Source organism: Tenacibaculum sp. (genome assembly GCF_050290165.1).
GTDB lineage: Bacteria > Bacteroidota > Bacteroidia > Flavobacteriales > Flavobacteriaceae > Polaribacter.
In genome coordinates this window covers 37466-60532 of the sequence record NZ_JBNKHD010000016.1, presented here as the reverse complement: position 1 = coordinate 60532, position 23067 = coordinate 37466, and the positions used below count along the sequence as shown (strand labels likewise).

General features: G+C 31.1%; 25 protein-coding genes and 1 riboswitch. Of the genes, 21 read left to right on the top strand and 4 right to left on the bottom strand.

Annotated elements, in window-relative coordinates; genetic code table 11:
• Positions 1-140: 140 nt before the first annotated feature.
• From ACQY6M_RS14380 to ACQY6M_RS14365, 4 genes are all read right to left on the bottom strand, one after another.
• Complete coding sequence (locus tag ACQY6M_RS14380; RefSeq protein WP_428741122.1) at positions 141-929, bottom strand: PhzF family phenazine biosynthesis protein; 789 nt, start codon at positions 927-929, stop codon at positions 141-143.
• A 230-nt stretch (positions 930-1159) separates the two neighbouring features.
• On the bottom strand, positions 1160-2116 hold the full coding sequence (metF, locus tag ACQY6M_RS14375; protein WP_428741123.1) for a methylenetetrahydrofolate reductase [NAD(P)H]: 957 nt from the start codon (positions 2114-2116) through the stop codon (positions 1160-1162).
• 295 nt (positions 2117-2411) lie between these two features.
• Positions 2412-5087 carry a methionine synthase gene (gene metH, locus ACQY6M_RS14370; protein WP_428741124.1) on the bottom strand — a complete coding sequence of 892 codons (2676 nt, stop codon included), beginning with the start codon at positions 5085-5087 and terminating at the stop codon, positions 2412-2414.
• 3 nt (positions 5088-5090) lie between these two features.
• Positions 5091-6107 carry a homocysteine S-methyltransferase family protein gene (locus ACQY6M_RS14365; RefSeq protein ID WP_428741125.1) on the bottom strand — a complete coding sequence of 339 codons (1017 nt, stop codon included), beginning with the start codon at positions 6105-6107 and terminating at the stop codon, positions 5091-5093.
• 53 nt (positions 6108-6160) lie between these two features.
• Positions 6161-6265: riboswitch (SAM riboswitch) on the bottom strand.
• 263 nt (positions 6266-6528) lie between these two features.
• Between ACQY6M_RS14365 and ACQY6M_RS14360 the strand changes: the two genes are divergently transcribed.
• The 21 genes from ACQY6M_RS14360 (at position 6529) to ACQY6M_RS14260 (ending at position 23067) form a co-directional block, all read left to right on the top strand.
• Positions 6529-6987, top strand: coding sequence for a hypothetical protein (locus tag ACQY6M_RS14360; RefSeq protein ID WP_428741126.1), 459 nt, complete (start codon positions 6529-6531; stop codon positions 6985-6987).
• Between the two features lie 502 nt (positions 6988-7489).
• On the top strand, positions 7490-8248 hold the full coding sequence (locus tag ACQY6M_RS14355) for a hypothetical protein (protein WP_428741127.1): 759 nt from the start codon (positions 7490-7492) through the stop codon (positions 8246-8248).
• Positions 8249-8409: 161 nt separating this feature from the next.
• A complete protein-coding gene (locus ACQY6M_RS14350; RefSeq protein WP_428741128.1) occupies positions 8410-9444 on the top strand; it encodes a hypothetical protein in 1035 nt (344 codons plus the stop codon).
• Between the two features lie 88 nt (positions 9445-9532).
• Positions 9533-9949: a hypothetical protein gene (locus tag ACQY6M_RS14345; protein ID WP_428741129.1), complete on the top strand. Its 417-nt coding sequence runs from the start codon at positions 9533-9535 to the stop codon at positions 9947-9949.
• 190 nt (positions 9950-10139) lie between these two features.
• Entirely contained in the window at positions 10140-10508 is a 369-nt protein-coding gene (locus ACQY6M_RS14340; protein WP_428741130.1) for a hypothetical protein, read from the top strand.
• Between the two features lie 434 nt (positions 10509-10942).
• Positions 10943-12010 (top strand): ribosome small subunit-dependent GTPase A, encoded by a 1068-nt coding sequence (gene rsgA, locus ACQY6M_RS14335; protein ID WP_428741131.1) that lies wholly within the window; start codon positions 10943-10945, stop codon positions 12008-12010.
• A gap of 139 nt (positions 12011-12149) precedes the next feature.
• Positions 12150-12782 carry an NAD(P)H-dependent oxidoreductase gene (locus ACQY6M_RS14330; protein WP_428741132.1) on the top strand — a complete coding sequence of 211 codons (633 nt, stop codon included), beginning with the start codon at positions 12150-12152 and terminating at the stop codon, positions 12780-12782.
• Positions 12783-12964: 182 nt separating this feature from the next.
• Positions 12965-13375, top strand: a complete 411-nt coding sequence (locus tag ACQY6M_RS14325) for a hypothetical protein (RefSeq protein WP_428741133.1) — start codon at positions 12965-12967, stop codon at positions 13373-13375.
• Positions 13376-13607: 232 nt separating this feature from the next.
• The gene (locus ACQY6M_RS14320; protein ID WP_428741134.1) at positions 13608-14165 is read left to right on the top strand and encodes a hypothetical protein; all 558 of its coding nucleotides are present in this window, start codon (positions 13608-13610) and stop codon (positions 14163-14165) included.
• Positions 14166-14358: 193 nt separating this feature from the next.
• Positions 14359-14979, top strand: a complete 621-nt coding sequence (locus tag ACQY6M_RS14315) for a Type 1 glutamine amidotransferase-like domain-containing protein (RefSeq protein ID WP_428741135.1) — start codon at positions 14359-14361, stop codon at positions 14977-14979.
• Between the two features lie 157 nt (positions 14980-15136).
• Positions 15137-15985, top strand: coding sequence for a DUF6896 domain-containing protein (locus ACQY6M_RS14310; RefSeq protein ID WP_428741136.1), 849 nt, complete (start codon positions 15137-15139; stop codon positions 15983-15985).
• Positions 15986-16026: 41 nt separating this feature from the next.
• Positions 16027-16461: an N-acetyltransferase family protein gene (locus ACQY6M_RS14305; protein ID WP_428741137.1), complete on the top strand. Its 435-nt coding sequence runs from the start codon at positions 16027-16029 to the stop codon at positions 16459-16461.
• Between the two features lie 133 nt (positions 16462-16594).
• Complete coding sequence (locus tag ACQY6M_RS14300) at positions 16595-17080, top strand: cupin domain-containing protein (protein WP_428741138.1); 486 nt, start codon at positions 16595-16597, stop codon at positions 17078-17080.
• A 119-nt stretch (positions 17081-17199) separates the two neighbouring features.
• Positions 17200-17829 carry a LysE family translocator gene (locus ACQY6M_RS14295; RefSeq protein ID WP_428741139.1) on the top strand — a complete coding sequence of 210 codons (630 nt, stop codon included), beginning with the start codon at positions 17200-17202 and terminating at the stop codon, positions 17827-17829.
• 99 nt (positions 17830-17928) lie between these two features.
• The gene (locus ACQY6M_RS14290) at positions 17929-19062 is read left to right on the top strand and encodes an ankyrin repeat domain-containing protein (protein ID WP_428741140.1); all 1134 of its coding nucleotides are present in this window, start codon (positions 17929-17931) and stop codon (positions 19060-19062) included.
• 83 nt (positions 19063-19145) lie between these two features.
• Positions 19146-19514 (top strand): hypothetical protein, encoded by a 369-nt coding sequence (locus ACQY6M_RS14285; protein ID WP_428741141.1) that lies wholly within the window; start codon positions 19146-19148, stop codon positions 19512-19514.
• Between the two features lie 53 nt (positions 19515-19567).
• A complete protein-coding gene (locus tag ACQY6M_RS14280) occupies positions 19568-20401 on the top strand; it encodes an RHS repeat domain-containing protein (protein ID WP_428741142.1) in 834 nt (277 codons plus the stop codon).
• A 57-nt stretch (positions 20402-20458) separates the two neighbouring features.
• Positions 20459-20908 carry an SRPBCC domain-containing protein gene (locus tag ACQY6M_RS14275; RefSeq protein WP_428741143.1) on the top strand — a complete coding sequence of 150 codons (450 nt, stop codon included), beginning with the start codon at positions 20459-20461 and terminating at the stop codon, positions 20906-20908.
• 16 nt (positions 20909-20924) lie between these two features.
• The gene (locus ACQY6M_RS14270) at positions 20925-21269 is read left to right on the top strand and encodes a hypothetical protein (RefSeq protein ID WP_428741144.1); all 345 of its coding nucleotides are present in this window, start codon (positions 20925-20927) and stop codon (positions 21267-21269) included.
• A 258-nt stretch (positions 21270-21527) separates the two neighbouring features.
• Entirely contained in the window at positions 21528-22388 is an 861-nt protein-coding gene (locus tag ACQY6M_RS14265) for a helix-turn-helix domain-containing protein (protein WP_428741145.1), read from the top strand.
• A gap of 85 nt (positions 22389-22473) precedes the next feature.
• Positions 22474-23067 (top strand): NAD(P)H-dependent oxidoreductase, encoded by a 594-nt coding sequence (locus ACQY6M_RS14260; RefSeq protein WP_428741146.1) that lies wholly within the window; start codon positions 22474-22476, stop codon positions 23065-23067.

Genomic DNA, 23067 nt, shown 5'->3' with positions numbered 1-23067 from the left:
GTTATGACGTATGAAATATTAAAAACTAACCTGTCATTTCGACCGAAGGGAGAAATCTCATAAAAATGAATAACTTACTTTCATAAGATTTCTCACACTTCGTTTCACTCGGTTCGAAATGACGACTTTTTAAACACATTTTACTCTATCCATAAGTTTCCTTCTGAATATGTTTTGGCTTTGCCGCTAATTATTACCCTATCCTTTTTATTTTGGCATTTTAGCACTCCTACTCTTTCAGAAACTTGTATAGCATCCAAATTCTCTTTGTTTAATCTTGAACTCCAAAAAGGTACTAATGAACAATGAGAAGATCCCGTAACAGGGTCTTCTAAAATTGAAGATTGTGGGGTGAAATACCTTGATACAAAATCACATTCATCACCCATAGCAGTAATTACAACACCTCCCGGATCAAGATTTATTTGATCAAAGATTTGTCTGTCTACTTTTACATTTTTTATTTGCTCTTCTGAATCGTAAACCAATACATAATCTCTAGATTTTAACACCTCTTTAGGTTCTATATTTAAAGATTTTTGAATGATTTCAGGTAATTCTGAAACTACAGGCATTCTAGAAGGTAAATCCATAGAATAAAAGTCTTCTTGAATGGTAATAATTAAGTCACCACTCAAGGTTTCAAATATGATTTTATCATGAGGATAGTTTAAAATTGAGTGTAAACAGTGAGCTGTAGCAAGTGTTGCATGTCCACATAAATCCATTTCAATTTCTGGAGTAAACCATCTTAAATGTATTTTCTCTCCTTTATCAACAAAAAAAGCTGTTTCTGCCACAGCATTTTCCTTGGCTATTTTTAAAAGAATTTCATCTGGTAACCAATCTTGTAAGGGTACAACACAGGCTGGATTTCCTCCAAATACTTTATCTGTAAAAGCATCTATTTGATATAATGGTAATTTCATCTTTTTCTTTGTTTAACATGTAAATATATTACTTTCAACTTTGTTATATAAACAAGGTAATAGTAAAAGAATGTTTACTCACGTCATTCCGAACGAGGTACGAGGAGGAATCTATTTTGAATTGAGTTACTCGTTTAATGAGATTTCTCACACTTCGTTTCACTTGGTTCGAAATGACGGTTAGTGATCAACTTCTTCAGAGAATTAAACCTTTGGCTATCGCCCTGCGATTAAAAAACTGCCTCCGCTATTTGTTGAATATTAGTTGATCTTCCCATTGAGTAATAGTGCAAAATAGGCACTCCCTTTTGTTGTAGCTCCTTACTTTGTGCAATACACCATTCAATACCTACTTGACGCACTTCACTATTGTCTTTACAATTCACGACTTCTTTCACCAAAGCATCTGGTAAATCTACCTTAAAACGATGTGGAATAAGATTCAATTGCTTTTTGGTGGAGATTGGTTTTAACCCTGGAATAATAGGAACTGTAATTCCTGCCTCTCTGCATTTTTCTACAAACTCAAAATACTTTTGATTGTCAAAAAACATTTGAGTTACTACATAACTAGCTCCGTTTCTAATCTTTTTCTTTAAAAAGTGAATGTCAGAATCTAAACTTGGTGCTTCCATGTGTTTTTCTGGGTAACCAGCTACACCAATACAAAAATCAGTTTTTGAGGAGTTTTGTAAATTATCATCTAAATACCTTCCTTTATTTAAACTTTCTATTTGAGTTACTAGCTCACTTGCATAGGCATGTCCTTCTTTTTCGGGTTTAAAATAGGTTTCGCTTTTTACCGCATCTCCACGCAATGCAACTACGTTATCGATACCTAAAAAATCGAGGTCTATTAAGAAGTTCTCGGTGTCTTCTTTGGTAAATCCTCCACATAAAATATGTGGAATGGCATCTACTTGATATTTATTTTGAATCGCCGCACAAATACCTACCGTACCTGGACGCTTTTTTACCACCTGCTTTTTTAACAATCCGTTTTCTAATTCTTTATACACGTACTCTTCTCGATGATAGGTTACGTCTATAAAAGGAGGATTGAACTCCATTAACGGATCAATATTTTTAAATATTGAATCAATAGTATCTCCCTTTAATGGCGGAAGAATTTCAAACGAAAACAACGATGTTCCGTTAGCATTTTGTATGTGTTCTGTTACCTTCATAAGTATAGCTTACAAAGGCATATTTAACTTACATTAGTGAAGCTACGAATAACGATAAAACTGCCATAATTGCTAACTGAATTGCAAACCTGATTTCTAATTGATATTTTTTCATCTGTTGATTTTTATGATTTCTCAATTGTTAGATGTAGCCTAATTATTGAAATAATATAGGTTTCATCGTACCTGATTTTTTATACAGCAATATTACTATGGCTTTTTAGCTTTTATCTTAGCTTACTTAAAACTTATTGTTAATTAAATACGCTCTTTTTATTGTTTTTTTAAATTATTATTAATTGTCTGATATATTTGGATGCAACCATTTTCTGGCTTTTTCTAAAGGAATATTTTTTCGTTCTGCATAATCTCTTACCTGATTATCTGTTATTTTACCCAAACCGAAATATTTAGCTTCTTCATTGGCAAAATAATAACCTGAAACTGCTGCCGCTGGCCACATCGCTAAACTTTCTGTTAAGGTTACCCCTATGTTTTCTTCTACTTGTAACAATTCCCATATTGTCTCCTTCTCTAAATGATCAGGACAAGCAGGGTATCCTGGTGCAGGACGTATTCCTTTATAAGTTTCTTTTATCAATTCATCATTGGTTAAGTTTTCTTCGGAAGCATAGCCCCAATGTTTGGTTCTTACTCGATGATGTAAATACTCTGCAAAAGCTTCTGCAAAACGATCGGCAATAGCTTGTGTCATAATTGCATTATAATCATCATGGTTCTCTTTGTATTGTAATGCCAACTCATCGGCACCAAAAATGGCCGTACAAAAAGCTCCTATATAATCTTGTTTTTGAGTTTCCTTTGGAGCGATAAAATCAGCCAAGGCAAAACTTGGTTTACCATCTCTCTTTTTTAATTGCTGACGTAAGGTTCTGAAAACAGCAACTTCCTTTCCTTTCTTTTGTACAGAAATGTCATCGTTATTAATAGTATTCGCTTCAAATAACCCAAAGATTGCTTTAGGTTTTAACGCTTGTTTTTCTATGATGAGTTGCAACATTTTTTGAGCATCTTCATGCAAGTTAGTTGCTTCTGTACCTACTACTTCGTCTTCTAAAATATCTGGAAACTTTCCGTGTAAATCCCACGAACGGAAAAAAGGACTCCAATCAAAATAAGGCACGAGTTCTTTTAAACTTACCTGTTCTAATTTTTGCACTCCTAATTCTTTAGGTTTAATAATATTAGTGGTGTCCCAATCTATTGTAAACTTTCGTTCTCTTGCTTCTTCAATAGAAATGTAGTGCTTCTGTTTTCCTCGTTTCAAAAACTTATCACGAAACTCCTCATAATCTTGCTTCAATTTGGCAACATATTCATTAGAGGTTTCTTTATTCAATAAATCTCCTACTACAGTTACTGCTCTTGAAGCATCGTTTACGTGTACTACTGCGTTTTTATACTGCGTATCTATTTTTACAGCAGTATGCGCTTTCGAGGTCGTTGCACCTCCTATTAATAAAGGAATCTCCAGATTTTGACGTTCCATTTCTTTGGCTAAATACACCATTTCATCTAACGAAGGCGTTATCAGTCCACTTAAACCGATGGCATCTACGTTCTCTTTTTTCGCCGTTTCAATGATTTTTTCTGGAGGCACCATTACTCCTAAATCGACAATCTCATAATTGTTACAGCCTAACACTACTGATACGATATTTTTACCAATATCATGCACATCTCCTTTTACGGTTGCCATTAATATTTTTCCGATGGCTTTTTGCTCCTCACTTTTCTCTGCTTCAATAAACGGATTCAAATACGCCACGGCTTTTTTCATTACTCGGGCAGATTTTACAACTTGCGGTAAAAACATTTTTCCTTCACCAAACAAGTCTCCTACCACATTCATTCCAGTCATTAAATGTCCTTCAATTACATGTAGCGGTTTTGCAACACTTAAGCGTGCTTCTTCTGCATCTTCTTCTATAAAAGCATCTATTCCTTTTACTAAAGAATGTGTAATACGATCTTGTAACGGAAGTGTTCTCCATTCTAAAACCTGCTCGTTACTTTCTTTTTTATTTCCTTTTACCGTTTCGGCAAACTCTAATAAGCGTTCGGTAGCATCATCTCTTCTATCTAAAACAACATCTTCAATATGTTCTAATAAATCCTTCGGAATATCATCGTAGACTTCTAACATTGTCGGATTCACAATTCCCATATTCATCCCTGCTTTGATAGCATAGTATAAGAATACCGAGTGCATTGCTTCACGTACCACATTGTTTCCCCTAAAAGAAAACGACACGTTACTCACTCCTCCACTCACACTTACATGCGGTAAGTTTTCGCGTACCCATCTGGTAGCTTCTATAAAATCTAACGCATTTTTTCTGTGCTCTTCCATTCCCGTAGCTACAGGAAAAATGTTTAAATCGAAAATGATATCTTCTGGTGGAAAGTGAACGGTGTCTACTAACAGCCTATATGAACGTTCTGCAATTTCGATTCTACGTTCATAAGTATCTGCTTGTCCTACTTCATCAAAAGCCATGATAATTACTGCAGCTCCGTATCGTTTAATCTGCGTAGCTTCCCAAATAAATTTTTCTTCCCCTTCTTTTAAAGAAATAGAGTTTACTACCGATTTTCCTTGTACTACTTGCAATCCTGCTTCAATGATTTCCCATTTGGAACTATCAATCATGATAGGAACTCTAGAAATATCGGGTTCGGAAGCAATTAAGTTTAAAAAGCGCACCATCGCTTCTTTTCCCTCAATCAAACCATCATCCATATTAATATCGATGATTTGCGCTCCTCCATCTACCTGATGACGTGCTATCGCTAAGGCCTCATCAAACTTTTCTTCTTTTATCAATCTAAGAAACTTACGAGATCCTGCTACGTTTGTACGCTCACCTACATTGATAAAATTACTTTCGGGTGTAATAATTAACGGTTCTAACCCCGATAATTTCATGTATCTTCTTTCCTCACTCATTTACTAACTCTTTTGTGATACCGAAATAAATTCAGCGTGACGTGGTTTGTACTTCGCTGCTACCTCTGCAATGGCTTTAATATGTTTAGGCGTGGTACCGCAACATCCACCTATGATATTGATTAAATTTTTCTTCAAATATTCTTCTATCTGATTGGCGGTTTCTTCTGGTGTTTCATCATACTCACCAAAGGCATTAGGCAATCCTGCATTCGGATGTGCAGAAATAGCAAACTCTGTTTTAGAAGCAATCGCTTCTAAGTGAGGTTGTAATAAATTGGCTCCTAAAGCGCAATTAAATCCTACTGATAACAACTGAATGTGCGAGATAGAAATCAGAAAAGCTTCGGCTGTTTGTCCAGACAAAGTTCTCCCTGAAGCATCTGTAATGGTTCCCGAAACCATGATAGGTACTTCTATATTACGCTCAGCTTTTACCTCTTCAATGGCAAATAAAGCCGCTTTGGCATTTAGGGTATCGAATACGGTTTCTACCAATAAAATATCTGAACCACCATCTAACAAAGCTTCTACTTGTTGTTTGTAGGCAGTGAGTAACTCGTCAAAAGTTACGGCTCTGTACCCTGGATCGTTTACGTCGGGAGACATGCTTGCCGTACGGTTTGTGGGCCCAATAGACCCTGCTACAAAACGAGGTTTGTGTGGTTCTTTTGCCGTAAACTCTTCAGCGACTTCTTTGGCTATTTTGGCAGATTGGTAATTTAACTCGTATACCAAATCTTCCATTTGGTAGTCTGCCATGGCAATGGTAGTTCCTGAAAAGGTATTGGTTTCTACAATGTCTGCTCCAGCCGCAAAGTACTTTCTGTGTACTTCTTTTACAGCTTCGGGTTGTGTAATGGACAACAAATCGTTGTTTCCTTGCAACGGTGTTGGGTACTCTTTAAAACGTTCTCCACGAAAATCTTCTTCAGTAAACTTATATTCCTGAAGCATGGTTCCCATAGCGCCATCGAGCACGAGAATTCGTTTTTGTATTTCTTGATAAATGTTTGACATTCCTGATATTTACTATATAATGTTATCAGGAAAAGAGGAAGTAAAAATTCTTTTCGTTATCTCTCTGCCAAAGCAGTAGAATGTAGCACCTTCTTTGTTTCCACAAAGGGTTGCTAAGGTTTCAAAGGGTCTATTCCCTCCACCTTTCTTGATAACATCAATACGTTAATGAACGGGGCAAAGTTATAGTATTATTTTTTATTTACCCAATTTTTATTTTCATTATTAAATAACTTAATGAAAAAGAACATGCTGCTTCTAGCTAAGAAAATAATTTTGTTTTATCTTGTGTACTCGAAACAAGAAGAATAAAATTGCTAAATATTTCACTTATCATAGTTAAACACACGGATAAAAGAAGTTTTAGTTCTTTTATAACAAGTTATGTGCAAACTAAAAAATCGATAAGAAACTTTAAACTATGTTTTTAAAAATCTTAGCTCCATTAGTAGTTTTAATAATCGCTTTAATACAAAGTATATATTCTGACCAAATAGATAAAAAAAAATCGTTAAAATATACTGTAAATGGATTACTTATATTTTCATTTATTATTGGGTTATTCATTTTGAATAAGGACGATAATGATTCCAAAGAACTTTCGCTAAAACAGAAAAATAATATAGATTCTTTAAGAATAGAAAATTCATTATTGAGTATCAAGTTAGACAGTTTACATTCTACAATTGAAAATGGAATACAAAACAGAGGTAAACAAGAAATTGAAATGTTAAAAAAAATTAATGAATTAAATGAGAAGTTGGAACCATTTGTAAGTATAGCTTTAAGAAAATATCCAACTAAAGACAAAAATTCTGCGTTAAATAAATTAGCTCAAGACATTGCTATTACAAAAAAACTTGCTAACCACCTTCCCTAATTCTTTCTGGAAGAGAAATTCAAAAAGACAATGATAGTAAATCATTAATATTACAATTCACACCTTCAAAAAATGAAACACTAGGACTTATAGCATTCTATGCTGAAATTGAAAATAATAACTCTTCAAAAATATTAGATTTTTGGCCAGATACTAAAGGAGGCTCATTTAGTTCTGGAAAAGATTCAAAAAAGATAAGTCCAGATGGTAAAACTGCAAGATTGGTTTATTCCTTAATTGACGCAGGAAGACCAACGTTTAAACTAAAAGTTTCAAAATCAACTATCGTTAGGATCTCTGGAAATTATTTAACAAAACCTATGACTTTTAGAATTGAATAATAAAAGTCAGCACATAACACTCTGTATAACCGCAATTACGGTGGATTCGACTACGTCCGAATCCACTCGGAATTGCGAGCCTCAGTGCTTAACCGAAAATAATCGCTAATTTAACCCGTAACTGACGGTTATACGAGACCGTTGGTTGCAATTACCTAAAAATGAAAAAGATATCTTTAATAATTATAATACTACTTCAAACAAACCTTATTTTAAGTCAAGAAATTTCAAAAAATGAAATTATTGAATTTGAAATATCAAAAATCAAATCATTTGACGGAGAAGGAAATCTGGAAAACATTAAAACATTTAATAAAAATGGAGATTTACTCAAAGCATTTGACGGAGAAGAAAAAATTCAAAAAGAATTTATTTATAACGACAAAAAACAATTATTAAAAGAAATAAGATATAATTCCAACGGAAAAATCCATAATTCAATTAACTTTTATTATAATTCTAAAAATCAATTAAATAAAAAAGAATTGACTGATTCTGACGGAGAAATTAATATTTTTTGGACATTTGAGTATAATGATAATAATGAGTTAATCAGAGAAATTGTAAAATCTGAAACTGCTACAAACTCTACAACTGAATTTAAATACGAAAACGCTAAACTTGTTGAAACGTTTGTAATTAGCAAAACAATCGGAAAAGAAAGTAAAACAAGCTTCAAGTATGACGAAAATGGTCGTTTATCAATTAAAAAGACAAAATATTATTTTAGCAATTCAACAATGACTTGGAAATATATTTATAACGAAAAAGGAAAATTAACAAAATTAGTTGACCAATCAAGCAATGGAGTTAAATCAACTACAAATTATGAATATGACAAAAATGAATTATTAATTAAAGAAAGTTGGAGAGGAAGTTTTAGCAAAGAAGATTCAATAACGAATTATACATTTGAATAAAAAAACTGCACCCAACACCGTATATAAAAAATGGCTAGTTTTAGCTAAACCAAAGTTAGTTGCTCATTTGCTAGCTTCTGATTTTCCTTCGGAAAATCCTCGCTCGCAAACACGCAACTTTTCATATATATAAACGTTAGGTGTAATTAAAAAAGATTAGAATGAAGATAAAAACATATTCGCTGTTTGTAGTTTGGTTGGTATTATTTACTTCTTGCGGTCAAGCACAAAAAAGCAAAATTGATTTCAAGGATGAGAAAGGTAAATTCAAAATATCCTTTCCAATCGAACCAGAAATAACTCAACAGTTTGGTGTTACGAAATATGGAGAAATAACGACATATTCATTTAAAGCTAAACCAGAAGATGACGACAATCTTTCATATGAAGTTCATTACCTTAATTACCCTAAAGAATTTACAGACACTCTAAGCACAGAAAATATTTATGCTTTATTTAATGGTTCTCAAACGTCCAATATAAAATCCGATAATGTTCAACTCATAGGGACATTTAATCACAATATTTTAGGATATATAGGTAGAGAATTTAGATGGCAGGATATTAAAACAAATAAGTTTTCAAGAGTTAGATTCTATATGGTCAACAACAGGATGTATATCCTTGCCGTGAACACCGAAGAAGAAAATAACTTTAATGTAAGCATTAATCAGTTCTTTGAATCATTTGAACTTATTGACACAAAACCTAACCCTAATGACCAAATAGCATCTGAGAATGTAGACAAAGTTTTTAAAATCAAATTTCCTAAAGAAACGGAAATCAGAGAAATGGAAACCCCTACTGAATATGGCAATGCAAAGATAGTTGCGGAATTATATCAACCGAAACTAGTCAACGATGATAATTTGATTTATATGGTCACTACACTTAAATATCCAGAAGATATAACTCTTACGGATAATTTTGATTTAGATGATTATTATTCTAATATTATTCAGACTGCCTTAAATGCAAGACAATCAACTTTAATTAGTCAAAAAAAAATATCTGAAAACGGAATTTCTGGAATTGAAGTTAAGGAGAGTTTTAAAGGTCGGCAGATAGTTATCAAACAAAGAACCTTTCTTAAAGGGAATTTACAAATAGGGATTCAAGTGATGACTATACCAAATAATGATGATAATGAATCTATGAATAGTTTCTTTGATTCTTTTGAATTCATTGAAAAGTAAAACACACCTAACACTGTATATGAAATTATAGCACCCTGTGGGATACTACGCTGCATATACTAAACGTTGTAGGTAATTACAAAAAACCATGGAAAAAGACTTTTGCTTTAAATGTGGAACTACACTAATCTTTTTAAAAGATTCAAATAATATTCTGTCTAGTGAATGTGAAAAATGCGGACAAGGTTATGGCAGAGAAAAAGGTAAAACACTAATTGAAAGCAGAAGAGATTCTTCATTAACAATTCCTCTTTACTCTATAATTTTTGAAAATAAAAAAGTATCTAATGAAAGAATAAATCAAATTGCGTCGATCTTTATTGACTATGATAAAAGATATTTAAAGGTATTCCTTGAGGATATAGATAACGAATTGACTAATCCGAAACGGAAACTTACTGAATTTCATAACTTATATGGAACAGAAGAAATAGCAAGAGATTATCTAAATCGATTGTCAGAGAAAATTAAAAATCTACTCAAACTAAAGAAAATAGAGAAATAAAACTGTCACTAGCACAGTATATAATTAATTACGGCTGAATTTCCTCAACGGAAATTCAATCTTATTAATTATCTTTCCGAAACAATGGAAAATGACTCGCGTACTTTTCCTGCAAAAAATCATACACAAATACGTTAAGAACATTAAAAAACGAAAATTGACTCTTCGAAATATTATTACATTACTTCTTATGACAATTGGACTAAATTCTTGTGATAATCTGACTCAAAAAGAATTTTTCGATAAAATAGTTTATGATGAATATCACTCAAATTATGAGGGAATCGTTACGAACAAATATATTGACAAACATAATCACGCAAGACCAATAATTATAATCCGACATCAAATTTTTGGTGATAAGGAAATGGACTTTTTTTTTCAAAGTTCTAAACTTTTTGACATTATCAATATTGGGGATACCATTACTAAAGAAAATAAATCTTTATCAATAAACCTTAAGAGGAAAAACCTCGATACAATAATTAAGTTGGATTTTGATAATATAAAAGGAAAAGAAAAATATTATTCTGAAAATAAATACCTGACAGGAAATTGAATAAAAACGTTTTACAACAAAATATAACCGCAATTACGGCGGATTCGACTACATCCAAATTCACTCGGTAATTACTAACGCTAGTTCTTAGCCGAAAATTAAGGTATATTTAAGCCGATAACTAACGGTTATATGTAACCGTTATACTTAATACAAAAACACCCTGCTTTATTTAAACTTTATAAGAGAAATTTGTAATTTTGTACGCTAATTATATTTTATGTCTATTACATCTGTATCGTATTCGGATATTGTAAAATAGATAGTCAATTTTCTTAAGGCTATCACCACCTTTTACTTCAGATAATCATCTGGAGCATTCCTATTTATTTACATTTTACATATAAACACATGAATTGTGAACGCTTATATATTTAAATTCATTTCATTAATGAATAATTTAAGTGTTTGCTATATTTTAAAATACTTAAAATATGAAACTAGAAGATTTCGGATATAACGATAACATAGATAAACTAAAGATTGAACATAACCTAGAAGGTTTTGAAATAGGAAGAATTATTTCGGAGCATAAGGAACGATATGTTGTTAAAACAGAAAAAGGCGAATTTGATGCAGAAATTACAGGAAACTTAAGATATACGGCAAATACTCGTGAAGATTTCCCTGCTGTGGGAGACTGGGTTGCCCTAGTAATTTACGATTCATATAGCTCAATAATCCATAAGGTACTGCCTCGAAATTCAATTATTTCAAGAAAGGCAGTTGGTCAATTTGGCGATTTACAAATAATTGCGACAAATATAGATTACGCCTTTATTATGCAGGCAGTTGATAGAGATTTCAGTATTAATAGAATCGAAAGATATCTTACAATTTGTAACACCTCAAACGTTCAACCAATTATTATCCTGAATAAAATTGATCTGATAAGCGAAATACTGTTAAATGAATTGATCGCTACCCTAAAAAAAAGAATCAACAATGTACCCATATTTGCCATCAGTAATGCCTCTAAACAAGGTTATGAAACACTAAAAGAAGTGATATTAAAAGGCAAAACCTATTGTCTTTTAGGTTCCTCTGGGGTTGGTAAATCAACACTTGTAAACACACTGGCAAACAAACAATTCATGATTACTAAAAATGTGAGTCTTTTTTCTAAAAAAGGTCAGCACACCACCACTCATCGCGAACTCATAATTCTTGATGATGGTGGAATTTTAATTGACAATCCTGGAATGAGAGAAGTTGGAATCACTGATACATCGTATGGTTTAGAAAAAACATTCGAAATAATTTTTGAACATTCTAAACATTGCAAGTTTAAAGATTGTACGCATACTATAGAAATTGATTGTGCGGTTATTAAAGCCGTTGAAATTGGAGAGATTGATGCATTGTCTTACCAAAACTATTTAAAAATGGAAAAAGAAAAAGAGCATTTTGAGGCTACTGTAGCTGAAAAAAGGAAAAAAGAAAAAGATTTTGGAAAAATGGTGAAGCATTTTAAAAGATTAAAAAAGTCTCGTAAGTACTAAACAACAACATGTATAAACAATAGCGGTTTGGATTCCATTTCAAACCGCTATTTTATGTAAAAAACTGCTGAATCAACATAGGTAAAGGCTTTATAGCTACTCCCCTTTTACATTTGTTGTATTCATAAACAATAATAGTATGACTTTAATAGACAACCTTGAGTGGCGGTATGCTACTAAAAAATTTGATTCTTCTAAAAAAGTTTCAGCACAGCATATAGAACTTTTAAAAAGAGCGATTCAATTATCACCTTCTTCTTATGGTCTTCAATTGTATAAAATTTTGATTATAGAAGACAGTACCATAAAAGAACGACTAAAAGCTGTTTCTTACGGACAAAGTCAAATTACTGATGCTTCTCATGTATTTGTGTTTTGTAACTGTGTAAAAGTTACCGATGAAGATATAGATGCTTATTTTTCATTAAAATCTCAAATAGAACAGGTTGATATTTCAGATTTTAAAGGATATTCTGATTTTATTAAAACCGATGTTAACAGTAGAACTTTGAATGAGAAAAACCAATGGACTTCTAACCAAACTTACCTTGCTTTGGGGAACTTGCTAAATGCTTGCTCAGAACTTAAAATAGATGCTTGCCCTATGGAGGGGTTTGATACGAACGCTTATAACAAAATATTAGGCTTGGATAAATTAGGTTTAAATGCCGCTGTAATTGCTGCTGTTGGTTATCGTTCAGAGCAAGATAATTCTCAAAATACAAGCAAAGTGAGAAAACCTATGGAGAATCTTTTTATAGAGCATCAGTAATTACCATATTTAGAGCACAATATTACTACCGTACATTTTTGTACGGTTTTTTTATTTTGTTTTATATTAGACACTTGAAAAAAGAAGAATAAAATTGCTTAAAACTCCTGCTTATCCTACCAAAAAAGGAGTATACTAGTAATTTTATTCTGTATATAAACTAGTTGCAGCACATTAAAAAAATGACCGAAAAGCAACATAACATTTTCTTTCTGACTCTTTTAGTTGGTTGTGTTCTTTTGATATTGACGCTCAGTCCACCGACAAGAAATTATATCCCTGTTGTTTGGGGGCTTTTGGGCTTTGGATTTCACGGATTTAGGTTTTGGAACACTTGGATGAACTTGAGTAAAAAACTAATAACTGAACACAAACCTGAACTGAAAGATTTAAAGATTAGCTTCCATGACAATCAATTCAAGCAGACAGTTGACATATTTGCACTTTTACAACACCGAAAAAAAATTGAAAATATATCGGATGACATAAAAACAAGTCTCTCATATTACCGAACTTATTTTCGACTGACTTTGATTGCATTTCCAATGTTTGCAGTTCTCGGAATTTTAACAGTGACTATGACATGGAAATAAGAAAGAAAAAAATAAAAACGTGCTACAACAACATCTATACGCAATGCGGATTGACGAGATAATCGAAAGGTCGGTGCTTTTAGCCCGTCAAAGCTTCGCTTTGACGTTTTGTTGAATAAATTTAAAAACACAAAACGCAGCTTTGGTTACCGTTTGTGCAAGATTGAAAGTTTCGTCTTTTCAATCCCACACTGCGCATAACCAAACCTTTGTAAATAATTAGTGAAAGCCTATGAAAAACCTAATTCTAATATTAATATTTGGAATTTTAACTTCTTGTAAAAAAGAAATAAAAACTGAAAAAAATATTGAATCATTCTCAAACGGATTAAAATACAGTTTTCACTTTTCAAAAGCTGAAAATCAAAACGGAGAATTAACACATTTTGAATTTAAAATAGATACTCTTGAAAAAATAAAAGATGTAAGATTTTATAAAGACTTAGAATTTTACAAACTGAATTTGTCTTTCTATGATTCTATTTATATTGGGAAAAGAAATGATACAATTTTTACATTTGATAGAGGATTAAATTTTGTAGAAACCTTCTTAATTTTAAATAAAAAAAACAAATCAAATCTTGGAAGAATTGGAGATGACTTTGGAGTTGAATTATTGAACTCAGATGATTCAATCTATAACTTCAAGTTAAATGAACTTTTTAGTTCTAATTATCAAGATACTTTTTATGAAGCTCCTAAATATCCTCAAAAAATCATTAGAGAAATCGAAACTGATTTGACTGGAAAAATAATTGGAATAAAAATAAAAGATAGTAAGTTGAAATGAAAAACTACTTACAACACCGTGTATAATTAATTGCGGCTGAATTTCCTCAACGGAAATTCAATCTTATTAATTATCTTTCCGCAACGTCGGAAAATGACTCGCGTCCTTTTCCCGCAAAAAAATCATATACAAATATGTTGTAGGCAATTTGAGAAACGACAATTCAAAAACTAAAAGTTAAGAAATAATACTAATGAATAAACTTTTTTTATCATCTTCATTTGTTGATGTTGCAGAATTTTTAGAACCTTTTTTAGGTGAAAAAATAAAAGATAAAACAATTACTTTTATTCCGACTGCAAGCATTCCTGAAGAATATAAAGGCTACGTAGAAAACGATAGAAAAGCATTTGAAAAACTTGGACTAATAGTAAAAGAGCTAGAGGTTTCAACTGCTTCTCGAAAAGCAGTAAAAGAAACGATTGAAAAAAATGATTTTATCTACGTATCTGGAGGAAACACATTTTATTTACTTCAAGAACTCAAAAAATCAGGAGCTGATAAAATTATAATTTCTGAAATTGAGAAAGGGAAAGTTTACATAGGAGCTTCCGCAGGTTCTATAATTATGTCGAAAAACATAAAATACATAGAGAAAATGGATGATAAAACAAAAGCAAAAGACTTAACAGACGATAATGCATTAAATATTGTTAACTTTTACACTTTACCGCATCATACAAACGAACCTTTTAAAAACTCTGTAGAGCAAATTCTTAATCAATACAAAAATCAAATTGAACTAATTCCCATTAGCAATACCCAAGTCATTCAAGTAGAAGGAAATAAAACATCAATTATTGGAAATAAATAAAAACTGCTCACAACAATGTATAACCACAATTACGGCGGATTTGACTATGCCCGAATCCACTCGAAATTACTAACGTCAGTGCCAAACCGAAAAATAAAGTAAACTAAACCGATAACTGACTGTTATACGAACCGTTGTGCACAAGCTTAAAAAAACATTGGACTTAATATCAAAAATACAAGTTTGTAATAGTTTGGATGACATCCCAAACTTTAAATCCATTAAATCACTTGATAGAGGAATTGAATGGAAAATTGTTTTTACCAATAAAATTAAACTCAAAAGAGAAAAAATTGGAAAACAATGGAAATTTGAACATCCTGAATTTCGTATTGCCGTTCATACAATTGAACCAGAAATAAATATTGTCAAGTTAATTACTGACAAAGAAATTGAGGAACACCAAGGTTTCTTTGAAAAATGCGCGAAAGATTATCGGAATTTAGCAAATGAACTAATAAATGAATTCGCCGAAAAACATAATGTGAAAATTGACCCTAATTATCCAATGAATACTTTAGGTCATACTGAAAAGTTTGGATATAAGTCAGTTGGAGAAATGAACGGATGGAAATACGCATTTCACGGAATACATTGCGGATTAACCAATAATAAAACTGGACAACGAATTGAAATTCCTCTGACTTACGGATTGGAATTCGGACAACTTGACCCTTATTTTTTTACTGGATTTATTAAGTCGACTAAAGAATATCAGCCTTTACCCGTTCCAATATATTGTGATTATGCAGATGGCTTGAGAATTTTAGAAAAAATGATAAAAATTGGAAAATTTGAATATGTGAATTCTAATTGGCCAAATCAGAAAGGAATTGTTGTAACTGACAGAGATAAAGTTAAAGTAGAGGTTTATAATCCAAAAATAGAATTGGGAGAAGAAAGCCTACGCACAACAAGGTATAAAAATAATGGTAGAAGAACTTCTAAAACAAACGATAATAACAAAAATAAACTATGGTCAAAGTTGAAGAGTTTATGGTCTTAAACCGTCATAAGACCGTTTCCAGTAATTGAAAAAAAACCGAAATGGAAATTATAATTAGAAATGCAGAAATAAAAGATTCGGAATCAATAACCGAACTTTCAAATCAATTAGGTTATGAGGCAGTAAATGCAGAAATTCAAAATCGACTGAAAAAAATTGCAGAGCATCCAGAGAATTGTATTTACGTTGCAACCCAAAATGAAAAAGTAGTTGGTTGGATTCACGGATTTTATTCAATGAGAGTAGAATCTGATTTTTTTGTAGAAATAGGAGGTTTAGTTGTTAGTGATAATTTTCGAAAAAACGGAATCGGTAAAAAATTAGTGGATAAAGTAATAGAATGGGCTGAATTCAAAAATTGCAGAAAAGTCAGAGTAAGATGCAATGTGATAAGAACGGAAAGTCATAAATTTTACGAGAAAATCGGATTTGAAATAAATAAAGAACAGAAAATATTTAACAAACGACTGAATTAAAAACTACTGACAACAATGGCTATAAACAATTGCTTGTTCTCGCCTACTTTTTAAAATCTTCACGGATTTTCTATTTGGTTTGTATTTGCTAAATTAGGTGCTTAAACCACGAAATTTTATACAAACACGTTGTATGTCATTAAAAACTCAAAATATGAATGAGCGAATAAAATCTTCAAAAAAACTAACCATTATCAGAAAATTTGGAGAAGGGAAAAAATATTGGATGACAGACAAAGAATATACTGGCATAGTCGTCAGTAAAGAGGAAACCAATTCTGAATACATAATTTCTGATGGTATAATAGAGCCAGAAGGGTTTGTTCCTGATCATTATCATAAATGGGAAGACCAAACTTTTCATATAATAACGGGAAAACTTGAAGCTAAAATTGGTGACAAAATAGTTCAAGTTGGAGCTGGAGATACCATACATTGTCCAAGAGGAACTTCACATTTTATGAAAAATATAGGAGATTCAGATGTTCGACTTATAAGTTATATTTTTCCTGGAGATTGGGCTGAAGATTTTATGGCAGAAACAAGTAAACAAGTTAAATCTGGAAATATTGACTTGGATTTAATTGAAGAAAAATTTGGAGTGGTTTATTTAAAATAAAAACACACAACTATGTATAAAGTGTATACCCTCAATAATATACACCCAAAACAATTGCAACAGACGTTTAATAAAAACGTTGTACAATATTTTGAAACCTTAATTAAAATCAAAACCATATGATACCACTTAACGACTTATTTTTATTTGGATTAGCAGCCTTAATAATGGTGCTTTCGCCAGGACCAAATATGATTTACTTGATTTCAAGATCTCTATCCCAAGGTAAAAATGCTGGAATAATATCTCTTTTTGGTGTAATGTGTGGTTTTCTATTTCACATCCTTATGGTTTCATTCGGTTTAACTGCAATATTTTTTGCGATTCCCTATGCTTTTGTTGTGGTAAAATTCCTTGGTGTTGGTTATCTTCTGTACTTAGCGTATAATTCAATCAAATCTGGAAATAAAATCTTTGCAAAACAGAATTTAAAGCCCGACAAGCCTATCAAACTTTTCAATATAGGACTTATGACTAATGTTCTAAATCCTAAAATGGCTGTATTTTATCTTTCATTTTTTCCGCAATTCATAAAACCTGAAAATGGTTCTATTTTAAGTCAGAGTTTTCAATTAGGAATAGTTCAAATAATTATAAGTTTCACAGTAAACCTATTGATTGTTATTTTTGCGGCTAAAATGGCATCTTGGTTCTCTAAAAAACCTATCTGGTTGAGAGTTCAAAAATGGTTTATGGCTTCAGTATTGACTGGACTTGCTATGAAGATGGCACTGACAAAAGCAAAATAATAAGGTTGCACAATAATGACTATAAGTAATTGCTTGTTCTCGCCTACTCATAATCGAAACCTTAAGCATTCATTGTAAAAAAAGAAAAATCAATCAAAAATGACATTTTGGAACAATTTTTTTGGAAAAGAAAAAAATAATAAATCCGAAAATAAGGAAGAAAAGAAAAATCAATATGATTTGAGTTGGATACAACCGAATCAAAATCCTTGGAATATTGAATTATTGGATTTAAGACCAATTTCACAAACTATGCTTTCTTCATCGAAAGACCCAAAAATGGCTTCAAATGCCATTTCGTATAATCAAGAAGATGGACTGATATTTTTAAATCAAAATCCAAAATCAAATAAATCAATCGAATCAAATCTTTCTTTTCCTATTGATTCAACATTAGAAAATGGTGTTTTGTTTATTCCATCATCAATGGAAAATAAATGGGCAATATATTTTCACCAAAATAAGTTGCTTTTTATTCGAAGTTGGTTAAGAGAAGTTTTTGTAGTAGCTGAGACTACAGAAGAAAATAGCCAATTAAATGTAACAAAAATAAACGGTGAATTTACAGATAATGAGACGAAGGAATTCACCGAATCAGTTTTAAAGTTTTTGATTCACAGTCATATTTTGAAAGAAACTGTCCCAGCTCCAATTCCGATTGAATTAAAAGAAAATACAGATAATGCAGGTTTATGGGCTTTTTCAAGTTTTGGGAATATGGCTCAATTTGGGCATTTTGAAAAATCAATTACTTATTCGACAGAATCAAAAATTAGAAGTCATTCATTATTGCATATTGCCATTGCAAGAGGTGAATTAGATAAAATTAAAGAAGAATTAGAGAAAGGAGCAAATATTAATTCATTAGCAGGTGACGGACTTTCAACACTTCAATGGTGCCTTGGAAATAAAACTGATATTCTTGAGTTTCTTTTAAAAAATGGAGCAAACCCAAACATTGAATCGGTTGAAGGTGCAACTCCTATAATGAATGCGGTTCAATCAAATCAAATGGAACACCTAAAAATGTTAATTAATAATAAAGCGGATGTTAACAAACAAGATAATAGAGGATTTACTGCATTACATCGAGCTGCCGAAATGGGACACATTGAAATCGTTAAAGAATTATTGCGCAATGGGGCTAAAAAAGAAATTGAAGCAGAAGGACATACTGCATTATCGCTAGCTAAAGCAAGAGAAAATAAAGAAATAATTGAAATGCTAGAATAAAAACTGCTCACAATACAGTGTAAAAATGTGTTTTAATGCATTTTTACACCAAACATTTAATTAATCTAATAAAAATTAAATAAATGGAACAACAGGAAATTTTAGATCAAATGAACAATAGAGTTGATAGTAAAAAAAGACCTATTGTTATTACAATAGTTTGTGTAATCGGTTTTATAGGAGCAGTTTTTGCAATTCCTATGATTTTTTCTGATACCGCTAGACAAATAGGCAGTTGGTACCCTCCTTACTTAGGTCTTTCAGCTATAATAGGATTAGCTTGTATGCTTGGATTTTGGAAAATGAAAAAATGGGCTGCATATACATATACTGGATTTGTTACTTTGAATCAAGTAGTCTTATTAATAATGGGAGTTTGGAATATAATGGCTCTAATTATTCCTGGGATTGTGATAGGAATTACACTTTCATATGTAAATAAAATGGATTGAAAATAAAAATGTACAACAGCAACATTATATAACTGTAACATATAAATAAAACAATGAAATACATATTACTACTTGGAATTTTAATTATTCATTCTGGAACAAATCTTATCGCTCAATCGGCTTCAGATAATCTCAAACCAAAAATGAAAAAGGTTAAAGAAATCCTTTATATAGCGAAGAATGGTGAGTTAAAAAGCCGTGAAAATATTTTCAATTCTAACATTTTTTCATATGTAATTATGGCATTTGACAAAAATGAAAAAGAAATAGAAAATGGACGATATGAAAAAGATGGTTCCCTTTTCGAAAAAACAATCTACCTAAGGAATGAAAAAGGAAACATCATAAAAGCAATGAAAAAAAACTCATTGAATGAAATAAAAAATTATTCGACTTACGAATACGATTCTGACAATAATATGATTGAGGTCAAAACTTATGACTCTCAAAACAATTTAACTAATATAGAATCAAACAAGTATGACAGTAATGGAAACAATATTGAAACATTATTAAAAAGTACTGAAAATGGAAAGGGTTGGAAATATGTCGACAAATACAATCTTGAAAATAAAAAAATTGAAGAGTTTACATACAGACCCGATGGAAGCTTAAGTGAGAGAAGAACATATTCTTATGATAAAGACGGAAATGAAAATATTCAATTTATGTTCAAACCTAATGGTAGTTACAAAAAATTTGTCTCTGAATATGATAAAATGAATAATTTAATCCTACAAAATTGGTATAATGAAAAAGATGAGCAAACCCACCAAACGTCTTTTGAATATGTTTACGATAAAAATGGAAATTGGATTACCAAAAAAAGAAGTTCAAATGGTGTTTTAAATATGGTTTTGGAAAGACAAATTGAATATTACAAATAAAAAATAACTACCTAATATATTCTAAAGATAAAAACACAACTTTAACCAATATATATCATGAAAAAGCTACAATTTAAAAAAGACATTAACGCCTCTGCTAAAAAGGTGTACAATACAATGATTGGTATTGAAACTTACCAGCAATGGACAGCCGAATTTAACCCTACCTCTACTTATGAAGGAAGCTGGGAAAAGGGAAGTAAAATCTATTTTGTAGGAACGGATGAAAATGGTAAAAAAGGTGGAATGGTCTCTGAAATTGTAGACAATATTCCATTTCAGTTTATTTCCATTCGTCATAACGGAATGTTAGACGGTGAAAATGAAATTACCGAAGGTCCTGAAATTGAAAAATGGGCAGGTTGTTTGGAAAATTATTCATTTCACGAGCATAACGGAATCACTACAGTAACCGTAGAATGCGATACAGCGGAAGACTACATTGATTATTTTAATGCGACTTGGGATAAAGCGTTGAATAAACTTAAAGAACTTTCGGAAAAATAAAACAGCAACATAAACCATGTACGAAAAAAGAACTGAAGCTCCTATTAACAAAAAAAGGTTTTACATCAGGCTGTTAAAACACTTTGGGGGTATTTTATTACTAATTCTCTTTTCTTTGTTAATTGGGATGTTGGGGTTTACAACTTTTGAAAAATTAACGTTGAGTGAATCTTTTTTACATTCCTCTATCATGTTATCGGGCTTAGGACTTATTGAAAAGCCTAGTTCTCAAAACGGACATATTTTTGCTGGTATCTATGGACTTTACGCTGGTTTGGTATTTATAGTTTCTTTGGGGATATTAATAAGTCCTATCATTCACCGAATTATACATAAGTTTCATTGGGATGAAAAGAAATAAGGTGTTTGTCGTTAGCAATCACTCTTTTGATCACTGTATTTTGTGTGATTTTTTATTTATATTAGAAACTTAAATAAAAAAATAAATTTGCTAAAAACTTCTGCCTATCCTGCCATAAAAGGAATATAATAGTAATTTTATTCTGTATATAAATTAGTTGTGTGCAAGTTTTACAAAAAAGTAATTTGTTTCATCATTTCCTTAAAATCTATAATTGTTTAAAATCTTCAATTTATAACTTTGTAAAAATTATTCATCTTGATTCCAAAGTTTAAAATAGCTTCTTTTCTTAAGTATTTCAATATAGAAAATTATAAAAGTGACATGATTCATATTACTAAATATGAAGAACATAATAATTTACTTTTATCTTCTCAACCTATTATAATAGATTTTTATTTTTTAGCATTAAAAACAAATTTTGAATCTGTAGAAGACTTTGGAAAAACTCTATATGATGGAAGATATTCTTTTGCTTATTTTGATGCACCCGATACAATTGCAGAATGGAATTTAAAAAAACCATGGAAAGGCTATCATATATTAATAAATAAAAAAATTTTTAATGATTATGCCAGAGCCTATAATTTTTCTGGATATGACAAACACGAAGCATTGTTCCTTAATCAAGAGGAAGAAGATTTATTGACAGATATCTTTGAAAAAGCCTATAATGAGTTCTCTAAAATAGATTATTCTGAAGAGATTTTACTATCATATTCTAAATTAATTTTATCTTACATACATACATTTTACAAAAGACAATTTGAAACTAGACAAGTAATTTATAATGACATTGTCTCTAAGTTTAAAAAAGATTTAAAAGACTATTTTAATGAAGAATATGAAAATTATAAATTACCATCTGTTAGTTATTTTGCTGAAAAAGTAAATTTATCTTCTAATTATTTCGGTGATGTAATTAAACACTTCACAGGACGCTCTCCATTAGACCATATACATGATCAAATAATAATAGTAGCTAAAATTAAATTGGCTAACTCTAATTTGAATATTAGTGAAATAGGATATAGTTTAGGATTTGATTATCCAACATATTTCACTCGCTTTTTCAAGAACAAAACAGGTTTTACACCTTCTAAGTTTAGAAAAAAGTAAAATGTTTCATTCTTACAGTAATATGTATTGTACTTTCAGTTAACGTGTATTCTACTTTTACCTTGTATTAATAAAGTAGATTACAATGAAAAACGTATTAATTATAAATGGTTTCCAACCTAACCCTTTTTCAGAAGGCAAACTTAACGCATCCCTTGTTGAAAAAGCAAAACAACAATTTGAAGCAAATAATTTTGAAGTAAAAACCACGATTGTATCGGAAGATTATGCTATTGAAGAGGAAGTTGACAAGCACATTTGGGCAGATATAATAGTGTTGCAAACACCTGTTAATTGGATGGGAATAACTTGGGGTTATAAAAAATATATGGATGAAGTTTTTACTTCAGGAATGACAGGCAAACTGTGTTTATACGATGGTAGAAATGAAGAAGACCCACAAATAAATTACGGAACTGGTGGAAGCTTAAAAGATTCAAAATATATGCTTTCGTTAACGTTTAACGCACCAGAAGGCGCCTTTAATAATGAAGAAGAGTATTTGTTTCAAGGAAAGTCTGTAGACGATTTATTTTTCCCTCAACACATGAACTTCAGGTTTTTGGGGATGACAGCACTTCCAACTTTTGTTTGTTACGATGTTTGGAAAAACCCAACTATAGAGGAAGATTTCAAGAGATATGAAAAACATTTAAATGAATATGTCATTAATAATTAA